At 72.5% G+C, this 17896-nt stretch carries 14 protein-coding genes and 1 pseudogene; 7 read left to right on the top strand and 8 right to left on the bottom strand.

The window, feature by feature from the left end; translation table 11 throughout:
• Positions 1-3: 3 nt before the first annotated feature.
• Together ABD140_RS31550 and ABD140_RS31555 are read right to left on the bottom strand one after the other, a co-directional pair.
• Positions 4-672: a hypothetical protein gene (locus tag ABD140_RS31550; RefSeq protein ID WP_344245027.1), complete on the bottom strand. Its 669-nt coding sequence runs from the start codon at positions 670-672 to the stop codon at positions 4-6.
• An 82-nt stretch (positions 673-754) separates the two neighbouring features.
• Entirely contained in the window at positions 755-2569 is a 1815-nt protein-coding gene (locus tag ABD140_RS31555; protein WP_344245029.1) for a serine/threonine protein kinase, read from the bottom strand.
• A 536-nt stretch (positions 2570-3105) separates the two neighbouring features.
• On the opposite strand from ABD140_RS31555, the gene ABD140_RS31560 reads away from it, so the two are divergent.
• Complete coding sequence (locus tag ABD140_RS31560; protein ID WP_344245031.1) at positions 3106-3402, top strand: DUF4193 domain-containing protein; 297 nt, start codon at positions 3106-3108, stop codon at positions 3400-3402.
• Positions 3390-4247: a hypothetical protein gene (locus tag ABD140_RS31565; protein WP_425544169.1), complete on the top strand. Its 858-nt coding sequence runs from the start codon at positions 3390-3392 to the stop codon at positions 4245-4247. The genes ABD140_RS31560 and ABD140_RS31565 overlap by 13 nt, the downstream gene beginning before the upstream one ends.
• A gap of 11 nt (positions 4248-4258) precedes the next feature.
• Here ABD140_RS31565 and ABD140_RS31570 read toward each other — a convergent pair whose 3' ends face one another.
• Positions 4259-4582, bottom strand: coding sequence for a DUF4235 domain-containing protein (locus tag ABD140_RS31570; RefSeq protein WP_344245033.1), 324 nt, complete (start codon positions 4580-4582; stop codon positions 4259-4261).
• A gap of 129 nt (positions 4583-4711) precedes the next feature.
• Between ABD140_RS31570 and valS the strand changes: the two genes are divergently transcribed.
• On the top strand, positions 4712-7249 hold the full coding sequence (valS, locus tag ABD140_RS31575) for a valine--tRNA ligase (RefSeq protein ID WP_344245035.1): 2538 nt from the start codon (positions 4712-4714) through the stop codon (positions 7247-7249).
• On the opposite strand, the gene ABD140_RS31580 is transcribed toward valS, so the two are convergent.
• From ABD140_RS31580 to ABD140_RS31595, 4 genes and pseudogenes are all read right to left on the bottom strand, one after another.
• Positions 7237-8511: a cytochrome P450 gene (locus ABD140_RS31580; protein WP_344245037.1), complete on the bottom strand. Its 1275-nt coding sequence runs from the start codon at positions 8509-8511 to the stop codon at positions 7237-7239. The two genes, valS and ABD140_RS31580, sit on opposite strands and share 13 nt — an antisense overlap.
• A 57-nt stretch (positions 8512-8568) precedes the next feature.
• Positions 8569-9711: pseudogene (locus tag ABD140_RS31585) on the bottom strand (agmatinase family protein).
• On the bottom strand, positions 9698-12109 hold the full coding sequence (locus ABD140_RS31590; RefSeq protein ID WP_344245039.1) for an HAD-IC family P-type ATPase: 2412 nt from the start codon (positions 12107-12109) through the stop codon (positions 9698-9700). Before ABD140_RS31590 ends, ABD140_RS31585 begins: the two are co-directional and overlap by 14 nt.
• 242 nt (positions 12110-12351) lie before the next feature.
• Complete coding sequence (locus ABD140_RS31595; protein ID WP_344245041.1) at positions 12352-13320, bottom strand: hypothetical protein; 969 nt, start codon at positions 13318-13320, stop codon at positions 12352-12354.
• A 23-nt stretch (positions 13321-13343) separates the two neighbouring features.
• On the opposite strand from ABD140_RS31595, the gene ABD140_RS31600 reads away from it, so the two are divergent.
• The 3 genes from ABD140_RS31600 (at position 13344) to ABD140_RS31610 (ending at position 15417) form a co-directional block, all read left to right on the top strand.
• Positions 13344-14039, top strand: coding sequence for a PIG-L deacetylase family protein (locus ABD140_RS31600; protein WP_344245043.1), 696 nt, complete (start codon positions 13344-13346; stop codon positions 14037-14039).
• Positions 14040-14138: 99 nt separating this feature from the next.
• Positions 14139-14603 carry a dUTP diphosphatase gene (gene dut, locus ABD140_RS31605; RefSeq protein ID WP_344245045.1) on the top strand — a complete coding sequence of 155 codons (465 nt, stop codon included), beginning with the start codon at positions 14139-14141 and terminating at the stop codon, positions 14601-14603.
• A 16-nt stretch (positions 14604-14619) separates the two neighbouring features.
• Positions 14620-15417, top strand: a complete 798-nt coding sequence (locus tag ABD140_RS31610) for a DUF3710 domain-containing protein (protein WP_344245047.1) — start codon at positions 14620-14622, stop codon at positions 15415-15417.
• Positions 15418-15504: 87 nt separating this feature from the next.
• On the opposite strand, the gene ABD140_RS31615 is transcribed toward ABD140_RS31610, so the two are convergent.
• Complete coding sequence (locus ABD140_RS31615; protein ID WP_344245049.1) at positions 15505-16518, bottom strand: LacI family DNA-binding transcriptional regulator; 1014 nt, start codon at positions 16516-16518, stop codon at positions 15505-15507.
• A 150-nt stretch (positions 16519-16668) separates the two neighbouring features.
• Between ABD140_RS31615 and ABD140_RS31620 the strand changes: the two genes are divergently transcribed.
• Complete coding sequence (locus tag ABD140_RS31620; RefSeq protein WP_344245051.1) at positions 16669-17856, top strand: MFS transporter; 1188 nt, start codon at positions 16669-16671, stop codon at positions 17854-17856.
• Positions 17857-17896: the final 40 nt, after the last annotated feature.

Below are 17896 nucleotides of genomic sequence, written 5' to 3' on the forward strand. Positions count from 1 at the left end.
CGCTCAGCTCTGCCGGATCAGCTCGCCGATCGCGTTGTGGTCGTCGTCGGCGTCCGCGACGCTTTCATCGAAGTAGTTCTTGATGAACATGCCGTCCGTGAGCGCGCCGGTGTTGTCCGGCTTGGGGAACAGGACGTTGTAGGAGTAGGTGTCGCACTTGGCGTTGTTCTTGCTGGTGATGTTCTCGCGGACGACGGACTTGTAGTCCGCGCCGGGCGTGTGGTGCAGGAACTCCACGGTGCCCGAGCAGGACCAGTTCGAGGCGGCGCCCGGCGCGTTCTCGTAGGTGATCTGCCCGGTGGTGGAGTTCTGCTGGATGACGACGGTGACGACGTACGTGCTGACGGTGGGCTTGATCTGGTTGACCTCGCCCCGCCAGGTCCCCGCGTAGGTGGAGTCGAACCCGCCGGAGACCGGGGTGTCGGCCGGCGCGCTGCTCTGCTGCTGGGGCTGCTGCTGCGGGATGGTGACGGCGGGGTCGTCCTCGTCGTCCAGGACGGTGATCAGGACCGCGAAGAGGACGACGAAGACCACCACGACGCCGAGCAGGACCAGGAGCAGCGCCGGCAGTTTGGACCTGCGCGGAGGCGGGCCCGGGGTGAAGGGCTGCGGCGTGCCGAAGGGCGGCGGGGTCCCGCCGTACGGAGGGGGGTTGCCAGGGGGTTGGTACACGGGGGATCCCATCTGCGTTGTGCTGGCGTGCAGGTGGCGGGGGAAGGGGAAAGGGGGCCGACGGCGGACGGACCGGGGGCGCTCACTGCCTCGTCAGAGTGCCGATCGCGCTGTAGTCGTCGCCGCCTTCGTCGGCTTCTTCCTGAGTGAAGAAGTTGGTGAAGAACATCTCGTTCTTGTTGGAGGACTTGGGGAACAGCTCGTCATAGGAGACGCTGTCGCACTTGGCGTTGTTCTTCTGGGTGATGTTCTCGCGGACGACCGTCTTGTAGGTGGCGTCCGGGGTGTGGTGCAGGAAGGTCAGCGTGCCCGTGCACGACCAGGTCGTGTCGGCGCCGGGGGCGTTGGCGTAGGTCACCTGTCCGGTGGAGGAGCCCTCCTGGATGACGATGGTGACCTGGTAGCGGCCGCTGGACGGCTTGACCTGGGTGATGACACCCGTCCAGGTGCCGGCGTAGTCGGAGCAGAAGGTGGTGTCGGACGGCTGCGGGTCGCACGCGGCGGAGTCGTTCTGCTGCGGCGGCCGCTGCTGCGACGGCTCGGTGGTGGTGCCGTTGGTGGGGGAGACGAGCGGATCGTCGTCCTTGTCGGAGACGACCGCCACGATCGCTATCAGCAGGACCAGGATGAGCAGCACCGAGCAGCCGATCGCGGCGATCGCCGGGCCGTTGGAACGGCGGGCCGGCGGGCCGGGCGGCGGCGGGGCGAACGCGCCGTGGGTGCCGGGTCCGGGCGGGAAGCCCTGCCCCGGACCGCCCGGCCCGCCCGGCTGGAACGGCGGCGGCGTGGGGGGCTGGAACGACGGGGCGGGCTGGAAGCCCGGCTGGCCGTGCTGGATGCCGGGCTGGAACCCGGACTGCTGGAACGGCGGAGGGGTGCCCGGCTGGCCGGGCTGCTGGAACGGCTGGGGGCTGACCGTGCCGGGCGCCGCCGCGTAGGGCTGCGCCGGCGGCTGGCCGGGCGGGGCGAACGGCGCCGGGGCGGGGGTGCGGGGCGGAGGCGGGACCGGCAGCTGCGCGGCGATCCGGGTGCCCTCGTTGAGCAGTTCCTCGCGCTGGCCGGGTGTGGCCGCGCCGCCGCCGGCCGGGGGCACCAGCTGCAGCAGCGCCTCCAGCGCCGAGGGGCGCCGGGCGGGGTCCTTGGCCAGGCAGCCGGAGATCAGCGGACGCAGTTCCGGCGGCAGCCCCGACAGGTCGGGGTCGTCGTTGAGGATGCGGTTGATGATGACGGGGAGGGTCTCGGCCTCGAAGGGCGACTGGCCGGTCGCGGCGAAGATCATGGTGGCGCCGAAGGCGAAGATGTCGACGCTCGGCTGCAGCGGGGCGCCGGTGAGCTGCTCGGGGGCGAGGTAGCCGGGGGTGCCCACCACCATGCCGGTCGCGGTGACCGCGCTCTCCTGGGAGTTGACGGTCCGGGCGATGCCGAAGTCGACGACGCGGGGGCCGTCGGCGGCGATGAGCACGTTGTTGGGCTTGAAGTCGCGGTGCACGATGCCGACCTCGTGGATGGCCGCGAGCGCGGTCAGCATGCCGATGGCCAGCAGGTTGAGCTCCTGCGCGGGGCGCGGTCCCTGCGTGGCGACGAGCTCGTGCAGGGAGGGCCCGTCGATGTACTCGCTGACCACGTAGGGCTGCTCGCCGTCGACCTGCGCCTCGATGACGCGGGCGGTGCAGAAGGGCTCCACCTTCTGGGCGGCGGCGACCTCGCGGACGAAGCGGGCGCGGGCCTGGGGGTCGGCGTTCATCTGGGCGTGCAGGAGCTTGATGGCCACATGCTCGCCCCCGGCCGTCCTGCCCAGGTAGACGGCGCCCTGTCCGCCGACGCCGAGGCGGCCGACGACCTCGTATGCGCCGAGTGAGGTCGGGTCACCCTGCTCCAGCGGAGCGTACTTCGGCATGCGACCCCTCCCAGGTCAGCGGAATGTCAAGCGGCGACGATATCGCGTTAGTTCAGACGTGCGAGTGCTGTACAAGGTTCTGCCCTTTTCTAGAGCTTTGCCGCGCCCCTACCCCAGGGACCTGTGTCCCGGACGGCTCGGTCCTCCCCGGTGGGGACAGTGGGACGAAGCAGTGTTGTTCGCCACAAGAGTGGCGATGTCTTGCGGTTTTTTGTCGCACGTGGTCATGTCATGACTCCTCCCGCCGTCCCCAAGGGGTATGATCCCCGCCGCGGTAGCGCTCCATATGGGTCCTTCCACGGTGCGCGACCCGCCTTCCCGGGCAGGAAGGCCGGCCGTGGACGTCCGAGGGTGTTTCCGCGACTGGAGAACATGACTGCGACATGTGTGTTGAGTGTCACACTTCGTGACAGGATTTCCCGCCCAAGATCGGGCACAAGTTAGACCTCTCGGGCGTTACATCCGCGCGACGGGGTGCATATAGAGGAACGGAGCCTCAGGGCGGCGCCCCGAGGGTGTGAGGGGGATGGAGAGAGATGGCCACCGACTACGACAGCCCACGCAAGACCGACGACGACCTCGGTGAGGACAGCCTGCAGGAGTTGCAGGCCCGTCGCACCGACAAGTCGGCCGGGATCATCGACGAGGACCTGGACGCCGGCGAGGTCGCCGAGCTGCCGGGCGCGGACCTGTCCAACGAGGAACTGTCCTTCAAGGTCGTTCCCAAGCAGGCGGACGAGTTCACCTGCACCAGGTGCTTCCTGGTGCACCACCGCAGCCAGCTCGCCAAGGAGAAGAACGGCGAGCCGATCTGCACCGAGTGCGCGGCCTGACCATGCCGGAAGAGGGCGAACACCTTCCCGCTCCGCAGACCGAGCGCGAGGAGATGGGCGAGCTGATCGGTCGTCTGTCCGGTACGGAGGACCTGGACAACGCGACCCGCGGCAAGATGCTGGCCAGACTGGCCCGGCTGCTGAGCGACAACGCGCGGCGGGCCGGTACCGGTGGCCTGCGCGGCGGCCGCTGGCTCGGTGAGGTGTTCGCCGACATCGCCCCCCGGATCCCCATCCGGGATCTGGAGACGCTCCGCCGGCACCACCCGGGCCTGTCCACCCAGGCCCTCGCCGACGAACTGACGCGGACCGCCGTGAACGCCACCACGGCGGTGGGCGCGGCCGGTGGAGCACTGGCGGCGGTGCAGTTCACCGCCCCGCCGCTGCTGCTCACCGCGCCCGCGCAGATCGTCGCCGAGACGCTGGTGGTGGCGGCGATCGAGACCAAGCTGATCGCCGAGCTGCACGAGGTGCACGGCGTGCAGGTGCAGGGCGGTACGGCCCAGCGGGCGATGGTGCACGTCACCGCCTGGGCCAAGCAGCGGGGCGTCAACCCGCTGGAGACCGGATCGCTCAGCGCCGGTCTGGGCAGCGCCGCCAAGACGGCGCTGCGCAAAAGGCTGCTGCGCACGATGGGCCGCCACATGACGACGCTGGGTCCGTTCCTCACCGGCGCCGTGGCGGGCGGGACGCTCAACCGGGCCGCCACCAAGAAGCTCGCGGAGAAGGTGCGCGACGACCTCGCCCGGTTCGGCGGGGCGAAGGGGCTGGACCGCGACGCCCGCAGGCCGCCGGAACACCGGCCTGCGGAACTGCCGCCGCCCGGACCCCCTCCGGCCGACTGATCGGCCCGCCGCTAGTCGGTGAGCTTGTCCTTCGCATCGGTGATCTTGTCCGTCATCAGGTGCAGCGGCAGCGCGCCCGTGGCGGACTCCCAGCGCTTGACCGCGGCGCGGCTGATCAGCACCCGGGTGACCTCCATGCCCACGCCGATCAGCACCGACCAGCCGAGCGCCTCGCCCAGCGTGACGTCCGGCGACTCGGGGCTGACCGGCGGCTTCTTGCCGGTGCCCTTCGTCCAGGCGTACTCCAGGCCCTTGCGGGCCAGGAAGCCGCCCGCCAGCCCGGCGACCCCCACGAAGACCTTCCAGCCGACATCCGGCTTCTGGCGCATCCGCATGCTCGTCGTTCCTCCTCAAGCGTCCGGTCACTTTCCGACCGCGTCGACGGTATCGCGATCTCGCCTTCATCCCCGTGGCCCCCGGGAAATAAGCGCGACGGGGCTGTGACCTCTCTCTATCCTTGGCGCATGACACAGACGCCACGCATCCCAGCCGTCCCCGAGAAGGTCTCCCTCGACGGTCTGGAGGACAAGTGGGTGGTGCTGTGGGCGGAGCGGGGCACTTACGCCTTCGACCGGACGCGGGAGCGCGCGGAGGTCTACTCCGTCGACACGCCCCCGCCGACGGTCAGCGGATCGCTCCACGTCGGGCACGTCTTCTCCTACACCCACACCGACACGGTCGCCCGCTACCAGCGCATGCGCGGCAAGGCCGTCTTCTACCCGATGGGCTGGGACGACAACGGGCTGCCCACCGAGCGGCGCGTCCAGAACTTCTACGGGGTCCGCTGCGACCCGTCCCTGCCCTACGACCCGCACTTCCAGCCGCCGGAGAAGCCCGGCAAGAACCAGATCCCGGTCAGCCGCCGCACCTTCATCGAGCTGTGCGAGCGGCTCACCGAGATCGACGAGAAGGCGTTCGAGGAGATGTGGCGCCGGGTCGGCCTCTCGGTCGACTGGAACCACCTGTACTCCACCATCGGAGCCCGCGCCCGCACCGCCTCCCAGCGCGCGTTCCTGCGCAACCTGGCGCGGGGCGAGGCCTACCTGTCGGAGGCGCCCACCCTGTGGGACGTCACCTTCCGCACCGCCGTCGCCCAGGCCGAGCTGGAGAACCGCGACCACCCGGGCGCCTTCCACCGGCTGGCCTTCCAGGGCCCCGACGGGCCGGTCCACGTCGAGACGACCCGGCCGGAGCTGCTGCCCGCGTGCGTCGCGCTCGTCGCCCACCCGGACGACGAGCGGTACCGCGGCCTGTTCGGCAGGACGGTCCGCACGCCGCTGTTCGGCGTCGAGGTCCCCGTCCTGGCGCACCGCCTGGCCGATCCGGAGAAGGGCTCGGGCGCGGTCATGGTCTGCACGTTCGGCGACACCACCGACGTCGTGTGGTGGCGGGAGCTGAACCTGCCGATCCGCGCCGTCGTCGGACGCGACGGGCGGCTGGCCGCCGAGCCGCCCGCGGACGTCCCCGCCGGGCCGTACGCCGAGCTGGCGGGCAAGACCCTCCACACCGCGCGGGAGCGGATCACGGCGATGCTGCGCGAGTCGGGGGAGCTGGAGGGCGACCCGCGCCCGGTCGTCCGCCCGGTCTCCTTCTACGAGAAGGGCAGCAAGCCGCTGGAGATCGTCACGACGCGGCAGTGGTACCTGCGCAACGGCGGCCGCGACGAGGCGCTGCGCGAGCGGTTCCTGGAGCGGGGCCGCCAGATCGCCTGGCACCCGGCGTACATGCGCTCGCGCTACGAGAACTGGGTCGAGGGCCTGAACGGCGACTGGCTGATCTCCCGGCAGCGGTTCTTCGGCGTCCCCATCCCCGTCTGGTACCCGCTGGACGAGGCGGGCGAGCCCCGGTACGACCACCCGATCGTGCCGGACGAGGGGGAGCTGCCGGTCGACCCGTCCTCCGACGCGCCCGCCGGGTACACCGAGGAGCAGCGCGGGAGGCCGGGCGGGTTCACCGGCGACCCCGACATCCTCGACACCTGGGCGACGTCCTCGCTCACCCCGCAGATCGCCGGGGGCTGGGAGCACGACACCGACCTGTTCTCCCGCGTCTTCCCCTACGACCTGCGGCCCCAGGCGCACGACATCATCCGCACCTGGCTGTTCTCCACGGTCGTCCGCGCCGAACTGGAGTCCGGTTCGCTCCCGTGGACGAACGCCGCGCTGTCGGGCTGGATCCTCGACCCCGACCGCAAGAAGATGTCCAAGTCCGTCGGCAACGTCGTCACCCCGATGGGCCTGCTGCGCGAGTACGGCTCCGACGCCGTGCGCTACTGGGCCGCCAACGGCCGTCCGGGCACCGACACCGCCTTCGACACCGGCCAGATCAAGGTCGGCCGCCGGCTCGCCCTCAAGATCCTCAACGCCTCGAAGTTCGTGCTGGGCCTGGAGGGGCCGGCCGCCGACGACGCCCTGGAGCCGCTGGACCGGGCGATGCTCACCGAGCTGCGGGGCGTCGCCGCCGAGGCCACCGCCGCCTTCGACTCCTACGACTACACGCGGGCCCTGGAACGCGTCGAGCGGTTCTTCTGGCAGTTCTGCGACGACTACCTGGAACTGGTGAAGCAGCGCGCCTACGGCCAGGGCCCCGGCTCCGAGGCGGCCCGCGCCGCGCTGCGCGCCGCCCTGGACGTCATGCTCCGCCTCTTCGCCCCGTTCCTGCCCTACGTCACCGAGGAGGTCTGGTCCTGGTGGCGCGAGGGCTCGGTCCACCGGGCGCCGTGGCCGGCCCCCGAGGAGCTGCCCTTCACCGGCGACCCCCGGGTCCTGGCCGCCACCGCCGACGCCCTGCGCCAGATCCGCAAGGCCAAGTCCGCCGCCCGCACGTCCATGCGCGCTGAGGCGGCACGCGTGGCGCTGCGCGGCACGGAGGCGCCCTTCGCCGCCCGCGCCGAGGCCGACCTGCGCGCGGCGGGCGTCATCACCGACCTGGTCGTCGAGCCGGGCGACGAGCCGTTCGAGGTCGAGGTGACCCTGGCGGAGATCCCCTCTCAGACCTCGTAGGGCAGGTGCTTGACGCCGTTGATGAAGCCGGACAGGAGGCGGTCCGGCGGGGCGGTGGAGCGCACGGAGGGGACGCGGGTGTAGAGCTCGCGCAGCATCACGCCGATCTCCCGGCGGGCCAGGTTCGCGCCCAGGCAGAAGTGCGGACCCGGCCCGCCGAACCCGACGTGCGGGTTGGGGGAGCGGGTGATGTCGAAGCGGTCGGGGTCGGCGAAGACCGCCTCGTCGCGGTTGGCGGAGTTGTAGAACAGCAGCACCTTCTCGCCCTCGCGCAGCGGGTGGCCGTTCAGGACGGTGTCGCGGGCGAGGGTGCGGCGGAACTGGATGACGGGCGTGGCGTACCGGACGACCTCCTCGATCGCGCCGGGCATCCGGGCCGCCGGGTCGGCCAGCAGGAGGGCGCGCTGGTCCTCGTGGACGGTCAGCAGCTTCAGCGCGTGGCTGATGGCGTTGCGGGTGGTCTCGTTGCCGGCGACGACGAGCAGGATGAAGAACGAGCCGAGCTCCTGGTCGGTGAGGCGCTCGCCGTCGACGTTGCCGTGCACGAGCGCGGTGACGAGGTCGTCGCCGGGCCGGCGGCGGCGCTCGCGCCCCAGCCGGCGGATGAGCAGCTGCAGCTCCATCCCGGCGTCGAGCAGCCGGGTGAGGGCCAGGCCGACGCTGACCGGGCTGATCTGCGAGCCGACCCCGTACTCGGGGTCGCCGATGCCCAGGATGACGTTGGAGCGTTCGAGCACCATCTCCCGGTCGGCCTCGGGGATGCCCATCATGTCGCAGATGATCTTCAGGGGGAGCCGGGCCGCCACGTCCGTGACGAAGTCGCCGGTGCCCTCGCCGCGCAGCACCCCGTCGACGATGCCGCGCGCGGTCTCGTCGATCCGGTCGTCCAGCCGCGCGAGCATGCGCGGGGTGAAGGCGCGCGAGACGATGCGCCGGATCTTGGCGTGCCGCGGGTCGTCCATGTTGATCATCGACCCGAAGAACCGCGCCAGGTAGCCGGGCATGTCGGCGATGCTGTTGGTGGTGGGCTCACTGCTGAAGACCTCCGGGCGGCGGCTGGCCTCCACCACGTCCGCGTGCCGCACCAGCGCCCAGTAGCCGTCGCCGCCCTTGATGAAGGGCACGTCGATCTCCGGGAAGCGCACCGGGGCGGGCAGCGAGCGCAGGTGGGCGAACGCCGCGTCCCGCTCGGCCAGGGGCCGGGTCCAGAACATCGGGTCCGACAGTCCGAGCCCCGCCAGTCCAGCCGTTCGCACCGTCATCGCCGCCTCCGTTAGAACCACGTTCGGTTTCATGCAACCCCCTGTGGCCCCGCCCGGTCAAGACCCGCTTCGGGGATCCCGGGCTTCGGGCGGCTCGTCGAGGCCGGCGGCGATCGGATCGAGGTAGGACGGACCCGGGACGCCCTTCTTGCGCAGGGCCAGGCCGGTGAGGCACTCGAAGATCGCCTTGCGCGCGTTCATCGCGGTGGTGTCGCCGGGGTCGAGGTGGGGCGCCACCTCGACCACCTCGATGCCGACCACCGGCGTCTCATGGCAGATGCGGCGCAGCGCGGGCAGCAGTTCGCGCGTGGTCAGGCCGGGCGGTTCGGGCGTTCCCGTACCCGGGGCGTAGGCCGGGTCGAGGACGTCGATGTCAATGGACAGGTGCAGGTACTCGGGACCGTCCAAGGCCTGGGAGATGGCCTTGTCCAGGACCGCCGGGAACCCGATCCGGTCGATCTCGGCCATGAAGTGCGACCGCATGCCGTGCCCGCGCATCCACGCCAGGAGCTCGTCGTCGGGCATGAGCACCGACCGCAGCCCCACCTGGACGAAGTTGCGGCCCGGGACGTGCTCGTCCTCGATCAGCCGCCGGATCGGCGTGGCGTGGGAGGCCAGGTGGCCGTAGGAGTGCTCGGCGCAGTCGGCGTGCGCGTCGAAGTGCACGACGCCCACCTTGCCGGCTCCGTGGACGTCGGCCAGCGCCGCGGCGTCCGGCTACAGGATGGAGTGGTCGCCGCCCAGCACCACGGGAACGGCGCCGGTCTCGGCGATCTCCCGCACGACGCCGCGGACGGACTCCATGGAGGCGTCCACGCTCATCGCGTCGACGGCCGCGTCGCCGTAGTCCACGACGGTGAGCTCGTTGAACGGGTTGATCCTGGTGTCGGACTCCATCAGGGCCGACGGCGTGTGCGCCATGATCCACTCGCTGGAGCGGATCGCCCGGGGTCCGAACGCCGCCCCCCTGTGCCCGGTCCCCATGTCGACCGGCGCCCCCACCACGGCGACCTCGACCCCGCCCGCCCGCAGGTCCTCGGGGGTGAGGCACAGGGGCAGGCCCAGGAAGGTCGCGATTCCGGCGTAGGCGGGGACCTGCCGGTAGCGCTGCACGTTGATCGGCCCGGGCTCGCGGCGCGGGGAACGCGACGGATCGACCCGGTCCCGCCAGCCGGGCGGCGACCCCTCATCCCTTTCCATATGGCCATCCGTACCCACAGTGATCAGGGCATAACGGTCGGCGGATCCTTCCCAGCAGGTCGGCGGCACGGCCGTACCAGTCCTGCCGCAGCGCCAGCCAGAGGACGGCGCCCGTCCCCACCGCGATCAGCGCGGCCACCGCGTCGTTGCGGGGATCGCCGAGGTGGAGGGCGAAGAAGCGGCGCAGCGGGGGGTCGGCCACCACCGCCGCGAAGCACAGCCCCATCACGGCGATCAGGAGGGCCTTCCACCGGGTGAGGGGGCGGGCGATCAGCACCAGCACCCACAGGGCCAGCAGGAACAGCGCGAGTGTGGCGGTGGTCCTGTTCTCGGCGAAGACCGTGTACGGCCGGTCCACGGCCAGGCGGTAACCGGCGAAGGTCGCCACCCCGCAGGCCAGTCCCGCGGGCACCGCGAAACTCAGCACCCGGGGCACGAAGCCCGGCCTGACCCGCTCGCGGTTCGGCGCCAGCGCCAGGAAGAACGCGGGTATCCCGATGGTCAGCGCGCTGATCAGCGTCAGGTGGCGGGGAAGGAAGGGGAACGGCACGCCGGCCAGCCCCACCAGCACCGACAACAGGATCGCGTACACCGTTTTGGTGAGGAACAGATTGGCGACCCGTTCGATGTTGCCGAGCACCCGCCTCCCCTCCAGGACCACCCGCGGCATGGCGGTGAAGTCGTCGTCCAGCAGCACGAGCTGGGCCACCGCCCGTGTCGCCCCGCTGCCCGAGCCCATCGCCACGCCCAGATCGGCTTCCTTCAGCGCCAGGACGTCGTTGACGCCGTCACCCGTCATCGCCACGGTGTGCCCCCGCGACTGGAGGGCCCGCACCATCTCCTGCTTCTGACGCGGTGTGACGCGGCCGAACACCGAGCGCTCCTCCAGGACATCGCCGAGATCCGCCGCGGTCAGGCCGCGCGCGTCGTACGGGCGGTCCGCGCCGTGCAGGCCCAGCACCGACGCGATCGCCCCGACGCTCGCCGGTTCGTCGCCGGACAGGACCTTCACCGCCACCCCCTGCTCGGCGAAGTACCGCAGGGCGTCGCGCGCCTCCGGCCGCGGACGCTGGGCCAGCACGATCAGCGCGGCGGGCTCCAGGGCGGTCTCGGCGCCGCCCTCCAGCTCCGCCAGGCCGCCGCCGGGGGCCTTGGCCAGGGCCAGCATGCGCAGCCCCGTGGCGCCGAGCCGCTCGGCCTCCTCGCGCGCCTCCCCGCGGGGCAGCAGGACGTCGGGCGCGCCGAGGAGCCAGTCGCCGTGCTCGCCGAAGGACGCGCCGCTCCATTTGCGGGCGCTGGAGAAGGGGACGGCGCACATGGCGGACCAGCCGCCCGGCCCGCCGCCCAGCCCGTCCGCGACGGCGCGCATCGTGCGGTTGGGAGAGGGGTCGGCGGCCACGAGCGCGCGCAGCGCGGCGTCCACCGGCAGGTCGCGCCCGAGCCGGATGATCCGCTCCAGGTCCATGCCCGGCTCGGTGAGCGTGCCGGTCTTGTCGACGCACAGCACGTCGACCCGGGCCAGGACCTCGATCGCGGGGAGCTCCTGCACCAGGCAGCGCCGCCGGCCCAGCCGCACCACCCCCACCGCGAAGGCGATACCGGTCATCAGCACCAGCCCCTCGGGCACCATGGTGACCACTCCCGCGACGGCGCCGACCACCGCCTCGGACAGGTCGTCGGCGGAAAGGAACTGGTTGACCGCCAGCAGCACTCCCACCGGCACCAGCAGCCAGGTGACGCCGCGCAGGAACCGGTCGATGCCCTCCAGCAGCTCCGAGCGCGTCCGCGTGAACCGGCTCGCCTCCTCGGACAACCGCGCCGCGTAGGCGTCGCGGCCGACCGCCGCCGCCGTGTAGGCGCCGCCGCCCGCCACCACGAAACCGCCCGAGCGCACCTCGTCGCCCGGCTCCTTGGGGACGGGATCCGCCTCTCCCGTGAGCAGCGACTCGTCGAGCTCCAGTGAGCGCGACACCGCCACCGGGCCGTCCACCACGATGCGGTCCCCGGCCTCCACCAGGATCAGGTCGCCGAGCACCACTCCGTCCTGCGGCACCTCCACCCGCCGCCCGTCCCGCACCACCGGGACCCGCTGCTCGCCGACCACCGCCAGGCGGTCGAGGGTGCGTTTGGCGCGCAGCTCCTGGGAGACGCCGATCACGGTGTTGGCCAGGGCGATCACGCCGAACAGCCCGTCCTGCCACTGGCCGAAGACCATCACCAGGACGAACAGGGAGCCGATCAGCGCGTTGAAGCGGGTGAGGACGTTGGCGCGCAGGATCTCCCCGACGCTGCGGCTGGTGCGCCGCCGTGCGTCGTTGGAGAGCCCGGAGGCGCGGCGGGCGGCGGCCTCCGCCGAGCTCAGCCCGCCCTGCGGGACCCCTGCGTTCTCCTCTCCCATCTCATCCCCGGCCGCCCGGGCCGTCCGCATCCTGCACGACGCACCCCCTCATCGTCCTCCGGCCCCGCCGGTCGGCTGCCCGGCAGATCAACACCTACCCCGACCGGAACCTCCTCCACGCCCTCGATCGGAGTTCCCCGCGACGCGCCGCCCACGGCGAGACGGGTCCGCCGACCTCTCGCGGGGCCCGGTACTGCTCCTCGCAGGTCGCCGGGCCGGGTGTTCCGGGGCCGGAGCGCCCGCTAAAGCCCCTTGGTCAACGATCTGGTGAGCGCCGTGATGCGGTTGACGGACGAGCGGTAGGACGCGCCCGCCGGGTTGAGCGTGAGGACGACGACGATCCAGCGGTCCTGCCCGCCGACGGTCCCCGTGGTGTGCAGCACCGGGCGGCCCAGGCCCAGGTCGGGGGCGGCCGCCGGGACGAACCGCGCGCCGCCGGCGGACCGCGCGCCGTTCGTGCACGGATAGGGCGGGGTCAGGCCGAAGCCGGACCAGCCCTGCTTGACCGCGCCGGCCCGCTTGGTGGCGCCGGGGAGCCCGAAGGACTGGTCGAACCCGTCCGTGCCGCACCTGGTGGCCCTGCGCAGATGCCCCATGATCGTCGAACGGACGCGCGGGGACGCCTTCTCCAGCAGGTACCGGTAGGTCTTGGCGACGTCCATGGCGCTGATCGCGGTGTAGCCCCAGTAGCCCGGCTGGGCGGCGGGCGGCGGCGCGGTGTCGGTCAGGCCGATCCTCCTGCTCATCCGCTTGACGAGCGCGCCCTTGCCGCCCAGGTTCCAGAAGTGGGTGGCCGCCTTGTCGTCGCTGGAGCGCAGCATCGCCCGGAACCGCGCCGCGTCGGCGGAGGCGACCTTCCCGCCGCGCCGCTGCAGGTAGTCGAGCGCGATGAGGATCTTCACCACCGAGGCCGACCGGACGGTCCTGTGCGCCGACCGCCGACTGGTGATCTTCTTGGTGGTCCGGTCGTAGACGACCCACCGCGCCGAGACGCCCGGCGCCACCTTCGGCGCCGCCGCGGGCGCCCGCTCGGCGGGGCCCGTGGGCACGAGCCGGGCGGGTCCCGGGGAAGGCGCGGACGAGTGCGCCGTCTGCGGCAGGGTCACCGGCACGGCGGTCGTGTCGCCGCCCCCGCTGCAGGCCGCGGCTCCCGCCAGGAGCACCGCCGAAAGGGCCGCCGGGGGGACGCGCCTTGCGATCCGTACGCTCATCCCGGACAGATTAGTGTGGGTTCATGGAACCGGTGGCAGAGGACTGGCAGCGCGCTCTGGCGATCGTGGCGCACCCCGACGACCTGGAGTACGGGGCGGCCATGGCGATCGCCCGCTGGACGGCGCAGGGCAAGGAGATCGTCGAGGTCCTGGCGACCAGCGGCGAGGCGGGCATCCAGTCGATGGAGCCCGAGCGGGTGGGGCCGCTGCGCGAGGCCGAGCAGATCGAGGCGGCGCGCCGGGTGGGCGTGGACACCGTGGAGTTCCTCGGCTTCCCCGACGGGGTGCTCGAGTACGGCCTGCCGCTGCGCCGCGCGCTGGCCCGGGCGATCCGGCGGCACCGCCCGGAGGTCGTGATCTCCCTGAACTTCCGCGAGACGTTCGGCGGCGGCAACTTCAACATGGCCGACCACCGGGTCCTGGGCCCGGCCGTCGTGGACGGGATCCGCGACGCCGCCAACCCGTGGGTCTTCCGCGACCTGGCCGAGCCCGCCTGGCAGGGCGTGCGGTTCGCGCTCTTCGCCAACTCCCCGCAGGCCGGGCACTACACGGACGTCACCGGCCACGTGGAGACGGGGCTGCACGCCCTGCGCGCCCACGAGGCCTACTTCGCCAACCTCGACGGCGACCTCGACACCGAGGGCATGATCCGCTCGATCGTCGCGGAGACCGGAGCCGCCGTCGGCGTCCCCTACGCGGTGCCCTTCGAACAGATCTGAGGCGCGCTCCACGCACCTGGAAACGGGTTTCGGAGCGGTAGGGTTCCCCTGGTGGCCGTCCGGGAGGGCGGTTCGAGGCCGGGGACATCGGGGAGAGACGTGCGCAGCAGTGTCGAGGTGCTCTTCAAGCGGCTGGATCCGGAGCTGCCGGTGCCGGCCTATGCGCATCCCGGGGACGCCGGAGCCGATCTGCACGCGGCGCGGGACGTGGTGCTGGAGCCGGGGGAGCGGGAGGTCGTGCCCACGGGGCTGGCGATCGCCCTGCCCGATGGCTTTGCCGCTTTTGTCCATCCGCGTTCGGGTTTGGCGGCTAAATTGGGGGTGACACTCGTCAATGCGCCGGGCACCGTGGACGCGGGGTACCGGGGTGAGATCATGGTCACCCTGATCAACACGGACCTCCGCGAGACCGTGCGGCTGTCCCGCGGGGACCGCATCGCCCAGCTGGTGATCCAGAAGGTGGAGCGGGCCGCCTTCCACGAGGTGGCTGAATTGCCGGGATCGGCCCGTGGAAGCGGCGGTTTCGGCTCCACCGGGGGATACGCTCAGCGGGCGCACCCATAACGAAGGAGTGGACAAAGTGGCTTTCGGACGTCGTCGTCAGGAAGAGAAGCCGGCGGCGGAGCCCGCCGGGACCGAGGCCGAGGCGCCCGAGACGGGTGAGGCCGCCGGCGGTCCCTGGGACGCCGCCGTGGACACCGTGCCCGAGATGGAGCGGCTGGACTTCGGCGCGCTGCAGGTGCCGATCGGGCCCGGCATCGAGGTGCAGGTCAACCTCGAGCCCAACGAGTTCGACGCCGAGGGCAACCCGGTCAACGGCCGGATCGTGGCGATCACCGTGGTCGCCGGGGAGAGCAGCATGCAGCTGCAGGCGCTGGCCGCCCCCAAGCGCTCGGGCATCTGGGACGAGCTGCGCAAGGAGCTCGCCGAGGAGGTCACCGAGAACGCCCAGGGCCAGGTGCAGGACGCCGACGGCCCGTTCGGCCCCGAGCTGCACGCGATGATCCCGGCGCCGCTGACCCCCGAGGTCCTGGAGCAGATGCCCGCCGAGATGCGCGAGCAGATCCCGCAGGAGATCATCGACCAGGGCTACGCCTGGCAGCCGCTGCGCTTCATCGGCGTGGACGGCTCCCGCTGGTTCCTGCGCGCCGTCGTCACCGGCGCCGCGGTGCAGGACGAGGAGCAGTGGCAGTTCCTGGAGGACGTGTTCCGCCAGGTGGTCGTGGTCCGCGGCGACCACCCGATGCCGCCGCGCGAGCTGCTGGAGCTCACCCTGCCCGCCGAGGCGCAGCAGGCCTTCGCCCAGCAGGAGGAGGAGTCCGAGGACGACGGGTTCGACCCGTTCCAGCGCGGCCCCGAGATCAGCGAGGTGCGCTGAGCGCGCCCGCATGACGTGCCCGTCCCGACGGGAGGAGGGCCCCGGACGGCACCGCCGTCTCCGCCCCTCGCCGTCGCGGGGCGGCGCTCAGGAGGCGGTACGGGCCGCGGGCTCGGTGTGGCCGTCGGTGGTGAGCGGGGCGGAGGGCGACGTCGAGCGCCGGATGACCAGCTCGGCGGGGAGTACGGGCCGGGGCGGGGTGCGCCCGTTCAGCAGGTCCAGCAGGCCCAGCATGGCCCGGGCGCCGAGCTGCTCGGCCGGCAGGCGGACCGTGGTGAGCTCCAGCGCCTCGGCCAGGAGCATGTCGTCGAAGCCGGTGATGGCCACGTCGCCCGGCACGTCGAGGCCGAGCGCCCGCGCCGCCTTGTAGGCGCCGACGGCCAGGGTGTCGTCGTCGCACACCAGCGCGGTGGGCCGGTCGTGCCGCGTCAGCAGCCGCGTCGCGGCCTCGAAGCCGGTGGTGAAGCTGATCGCCGCCCGTTCGGTGACCACGTCGGGCACCCGGGCCGCCAGCGCCGCCGCCCGGCACTGGAACGTCCACACGTCGATGTCGGCCGCCACGTGCCCGATCCGGTGGTGGCCCAGGTCCGCCAGGTGCCCGGTCAGGTCCCGCATGGCCCCGTCGATGTCGAAGTTGACGGTGGGGGCGGTGCCCGCCGGGTCGCTGTCGAGCATGACCAGCGGGACGGGCCGCCGCATGCCGGCCAGCGTCGCCTCGGCCATGGAGGAGGCGAGCATGCCGTCGATGGCCTCCTGCGGCCCGTCGAAGGGCCCGCCCGGCTCCAGCGGCCAGGTGAAGACGACGAGGCTGAACCCGTGCTCGGCGGCGACCCGGGCGGCGCCGAGGTGGACGGAGGCGAAGAACGGCGCGGTGATCGTCGGGATGACGAGCATGATCGTGCGGGTCCGGCCCAGGCGCAGGTTGCGGGCGGCGGGGTTGGGGCGGTAGCCGAGGCGCTCGGCGGCGGCGCGGACCTTCTGCGCGGTGCGCTCGGAGACCCTGCCGGGCCACTTGCCGCTGAGCACCATCGAGACGGTGGACTGGGAGACTCCCGCCGCCGCTGCCACGTCCTTGCTCGTGGGCGGAGTGTCTGCAGGCATCGGGCACCTTGAGATTAGGGTGAGGGCTGGTGGAAAACGAAGTATTACGTATCGGACGCACGGCGGAAACATCGCCCATGCCCCTGGGGCCGCCACGTCATACGTATTACCTTCGCACATCCCCGCAGATCCCCCCAAGCGAGGAGAAAAATGAGCGTCTATCTGGACCTCCTGCGCGCCCCGTGGGCGGCGCGGCTGCTCGGCGGCACCCTGCTGGGGCGGCTGCCCAACGGCATGGGCGTCCTGGCCATCACGCTGTTCACCCGCGCCGAGGGCGGGAGCTGGGCCCTGGCGGGCGCACTGTCGGCGGTCCACGGGCTGGCGACGGGAGCCGGGCAGCCCGTCCTGGGCCGCATGATGGACCGGCTGGGGCAGCCCAGGATCCTGCTCCCCAGCGCCCTGCTGGCCGGTCTGGGGTTCGTGCTCTTCGCCCTGACCGGGATCTCCTCCCTCCCGCTGGCGGTCTTCACCGTGGCTCTGGCGGGTTTCTTCACCCCGCCCCTGGAGCCGGGGCTGCGCGCCCTGTGGCCCCGCGTGCTGCACCGGCCCGACCAGGTGCAGGCCGCCTACGCCATGGACGCCGCGGCGCAGGAGCTGCTCTTCACTTTCGGCCCGCTGCTGGTCGTCCTGGCCGGACTGGCCTCGGGCACCGCGCCCCTGTACACCGCGGCGCTCCTGGGCCTGGCCGGGACGCTCGTGGTGATCACCTCGCGCCCGTCGCGCGAGTGGCGGGGCGAGCCCCACACCGCGCACTGGGCCGGCGCGCTGCGCTCCCGCGGCCTGCTGCTGCTCGCCTCCTGCCTGGGCTTCGTCGGGCTGAGCCTCGGCGTGATCATGGTGGCGATGCCCGCCTACGCCGAGGGCGCGGGGCAGCCGAAGGCGGCGGGCTGGCTGCTGGCGGTCAACGCGCTGGGCGCGCTCACCGGCGGCCTGGTCTACGGCGCGCGGGTCTGGGCGGGCGCGCCGGAGCGGCGCGTCCTGCCGCTGCTGGCCGGGCTCGCCGCCGGATACGCCCTGCTGGCGCTCACCCCCTCCCCGCCCGTCATGGCGCTGCTGTCCTACCTGGCGGGCGTCTGCCTGGCCCCCGTCCTGGCCTGCGTCTTCGGGCTCGTCGAGGGGCTGGCGCCGGCCGGCACCGTCACCGAGGCGTTCGCCTGGATCGTGGCGTTCATGACGGTGGGCACCTCGGCGGGCTCCGCGCTGGCCGGCTGGCTCCAGGAGGCCTCGGGCAACCGCGCCGCGTTCTCCGGCGCCGCGCTCGGCGGGCTGGCGGCCGTCGCCCTGTGCGCGCTGGGCGGGTCCTGGCTGCGGGCGCGTCCGGGAGCCGAGGCCGTGTGACGGAGCCGACGGGCGCCGATGATCGCGGGGCGAACGCGGA

The sequence above is a fragment of the Actinocorallia libanotica genome (genome assembly GCF_039525175.1).
GTDB classification, from domain to species: domain Bacteria; phylum Actinomycetota; class Actinomycetes; order Streptosporangiales; family Streptosporangiaceae; genus Actinocorallia; species Actinocorallia libanotica.

Bases quoted from the DNA above. Each gene is read 5' to 3' on its own strand.
- ABD140_RS31555 (WP_344245029.1), bottom strand. From the start codon at position 2,569: ATGCCGAAGTACGCTCCGCTGGAGCAGGGTGACCCGACCTCACTCGGC.
- ABD140_RS31560 (WP_344245031.1), top strand. From the start codon at position 3,106: ATGGCCACCGACTACGACAGCCCACGCAAGACCGACGACGACCTCGGT.
- ABD140_RS31570 (WP_344245033.1), bottom strand. From the start codon at position 4,582: ATGCGGATGCGCCAGAAGCCGGATGTCGGCTGGAAGGTCTTCGTGGGG.
- valS (WP_344245035.1), top strand. From the start codon at position 4,712: ATGACACAGACGCCACGCATCCCAGCCGTCCCCGAGAAGGTCTCCCTC.
- ABD140_RS31580 (WP_344245037.1), bottom strand. From the start codon at position 8,511: ATGACGGTGCGAACGGCTGGACTGGCGGGGCTCGGACTGTCGGACCCG.
- ABD140_RS31590 (WP_344245039.1), bottom strand. From the start codon at position 12,109: ATGGGAGAGGAGAACGCAGGGGTCCCGCAGGGCGGGCTGAGCTCGGCG.
- ABD140_RS31595 (WP_344245041.1), bottom strand. From the start codon at position 13,320: ATGAGCGTACGGATCGCAAGGCGCGTCCCCCCGGCGGCCCTTTCGGCG.
- ABD140_RS31600 (WP_344245043.1), top strand. From the start codon at position 13,344: ATGGAACCGGTGGCAGAGGACTGGCAGCGCGCTCTGGCGATCGTGGCG.
- ABD140_RS31615 (WP_344245049.1), bottom strand. From the start codon at position 16,518: ATGCCTGCAGACACTCCGCCCACGAGCAAGGACGTGGCAGCGGCGGCG.
- ABD140_RS31620 (WP_344245051.1), top strand. From the start codon at position 16,669: ATGAGCGTCTATCTGGACCTCCTGCGCGCCCCGTGGGCGGCGCGGCTG.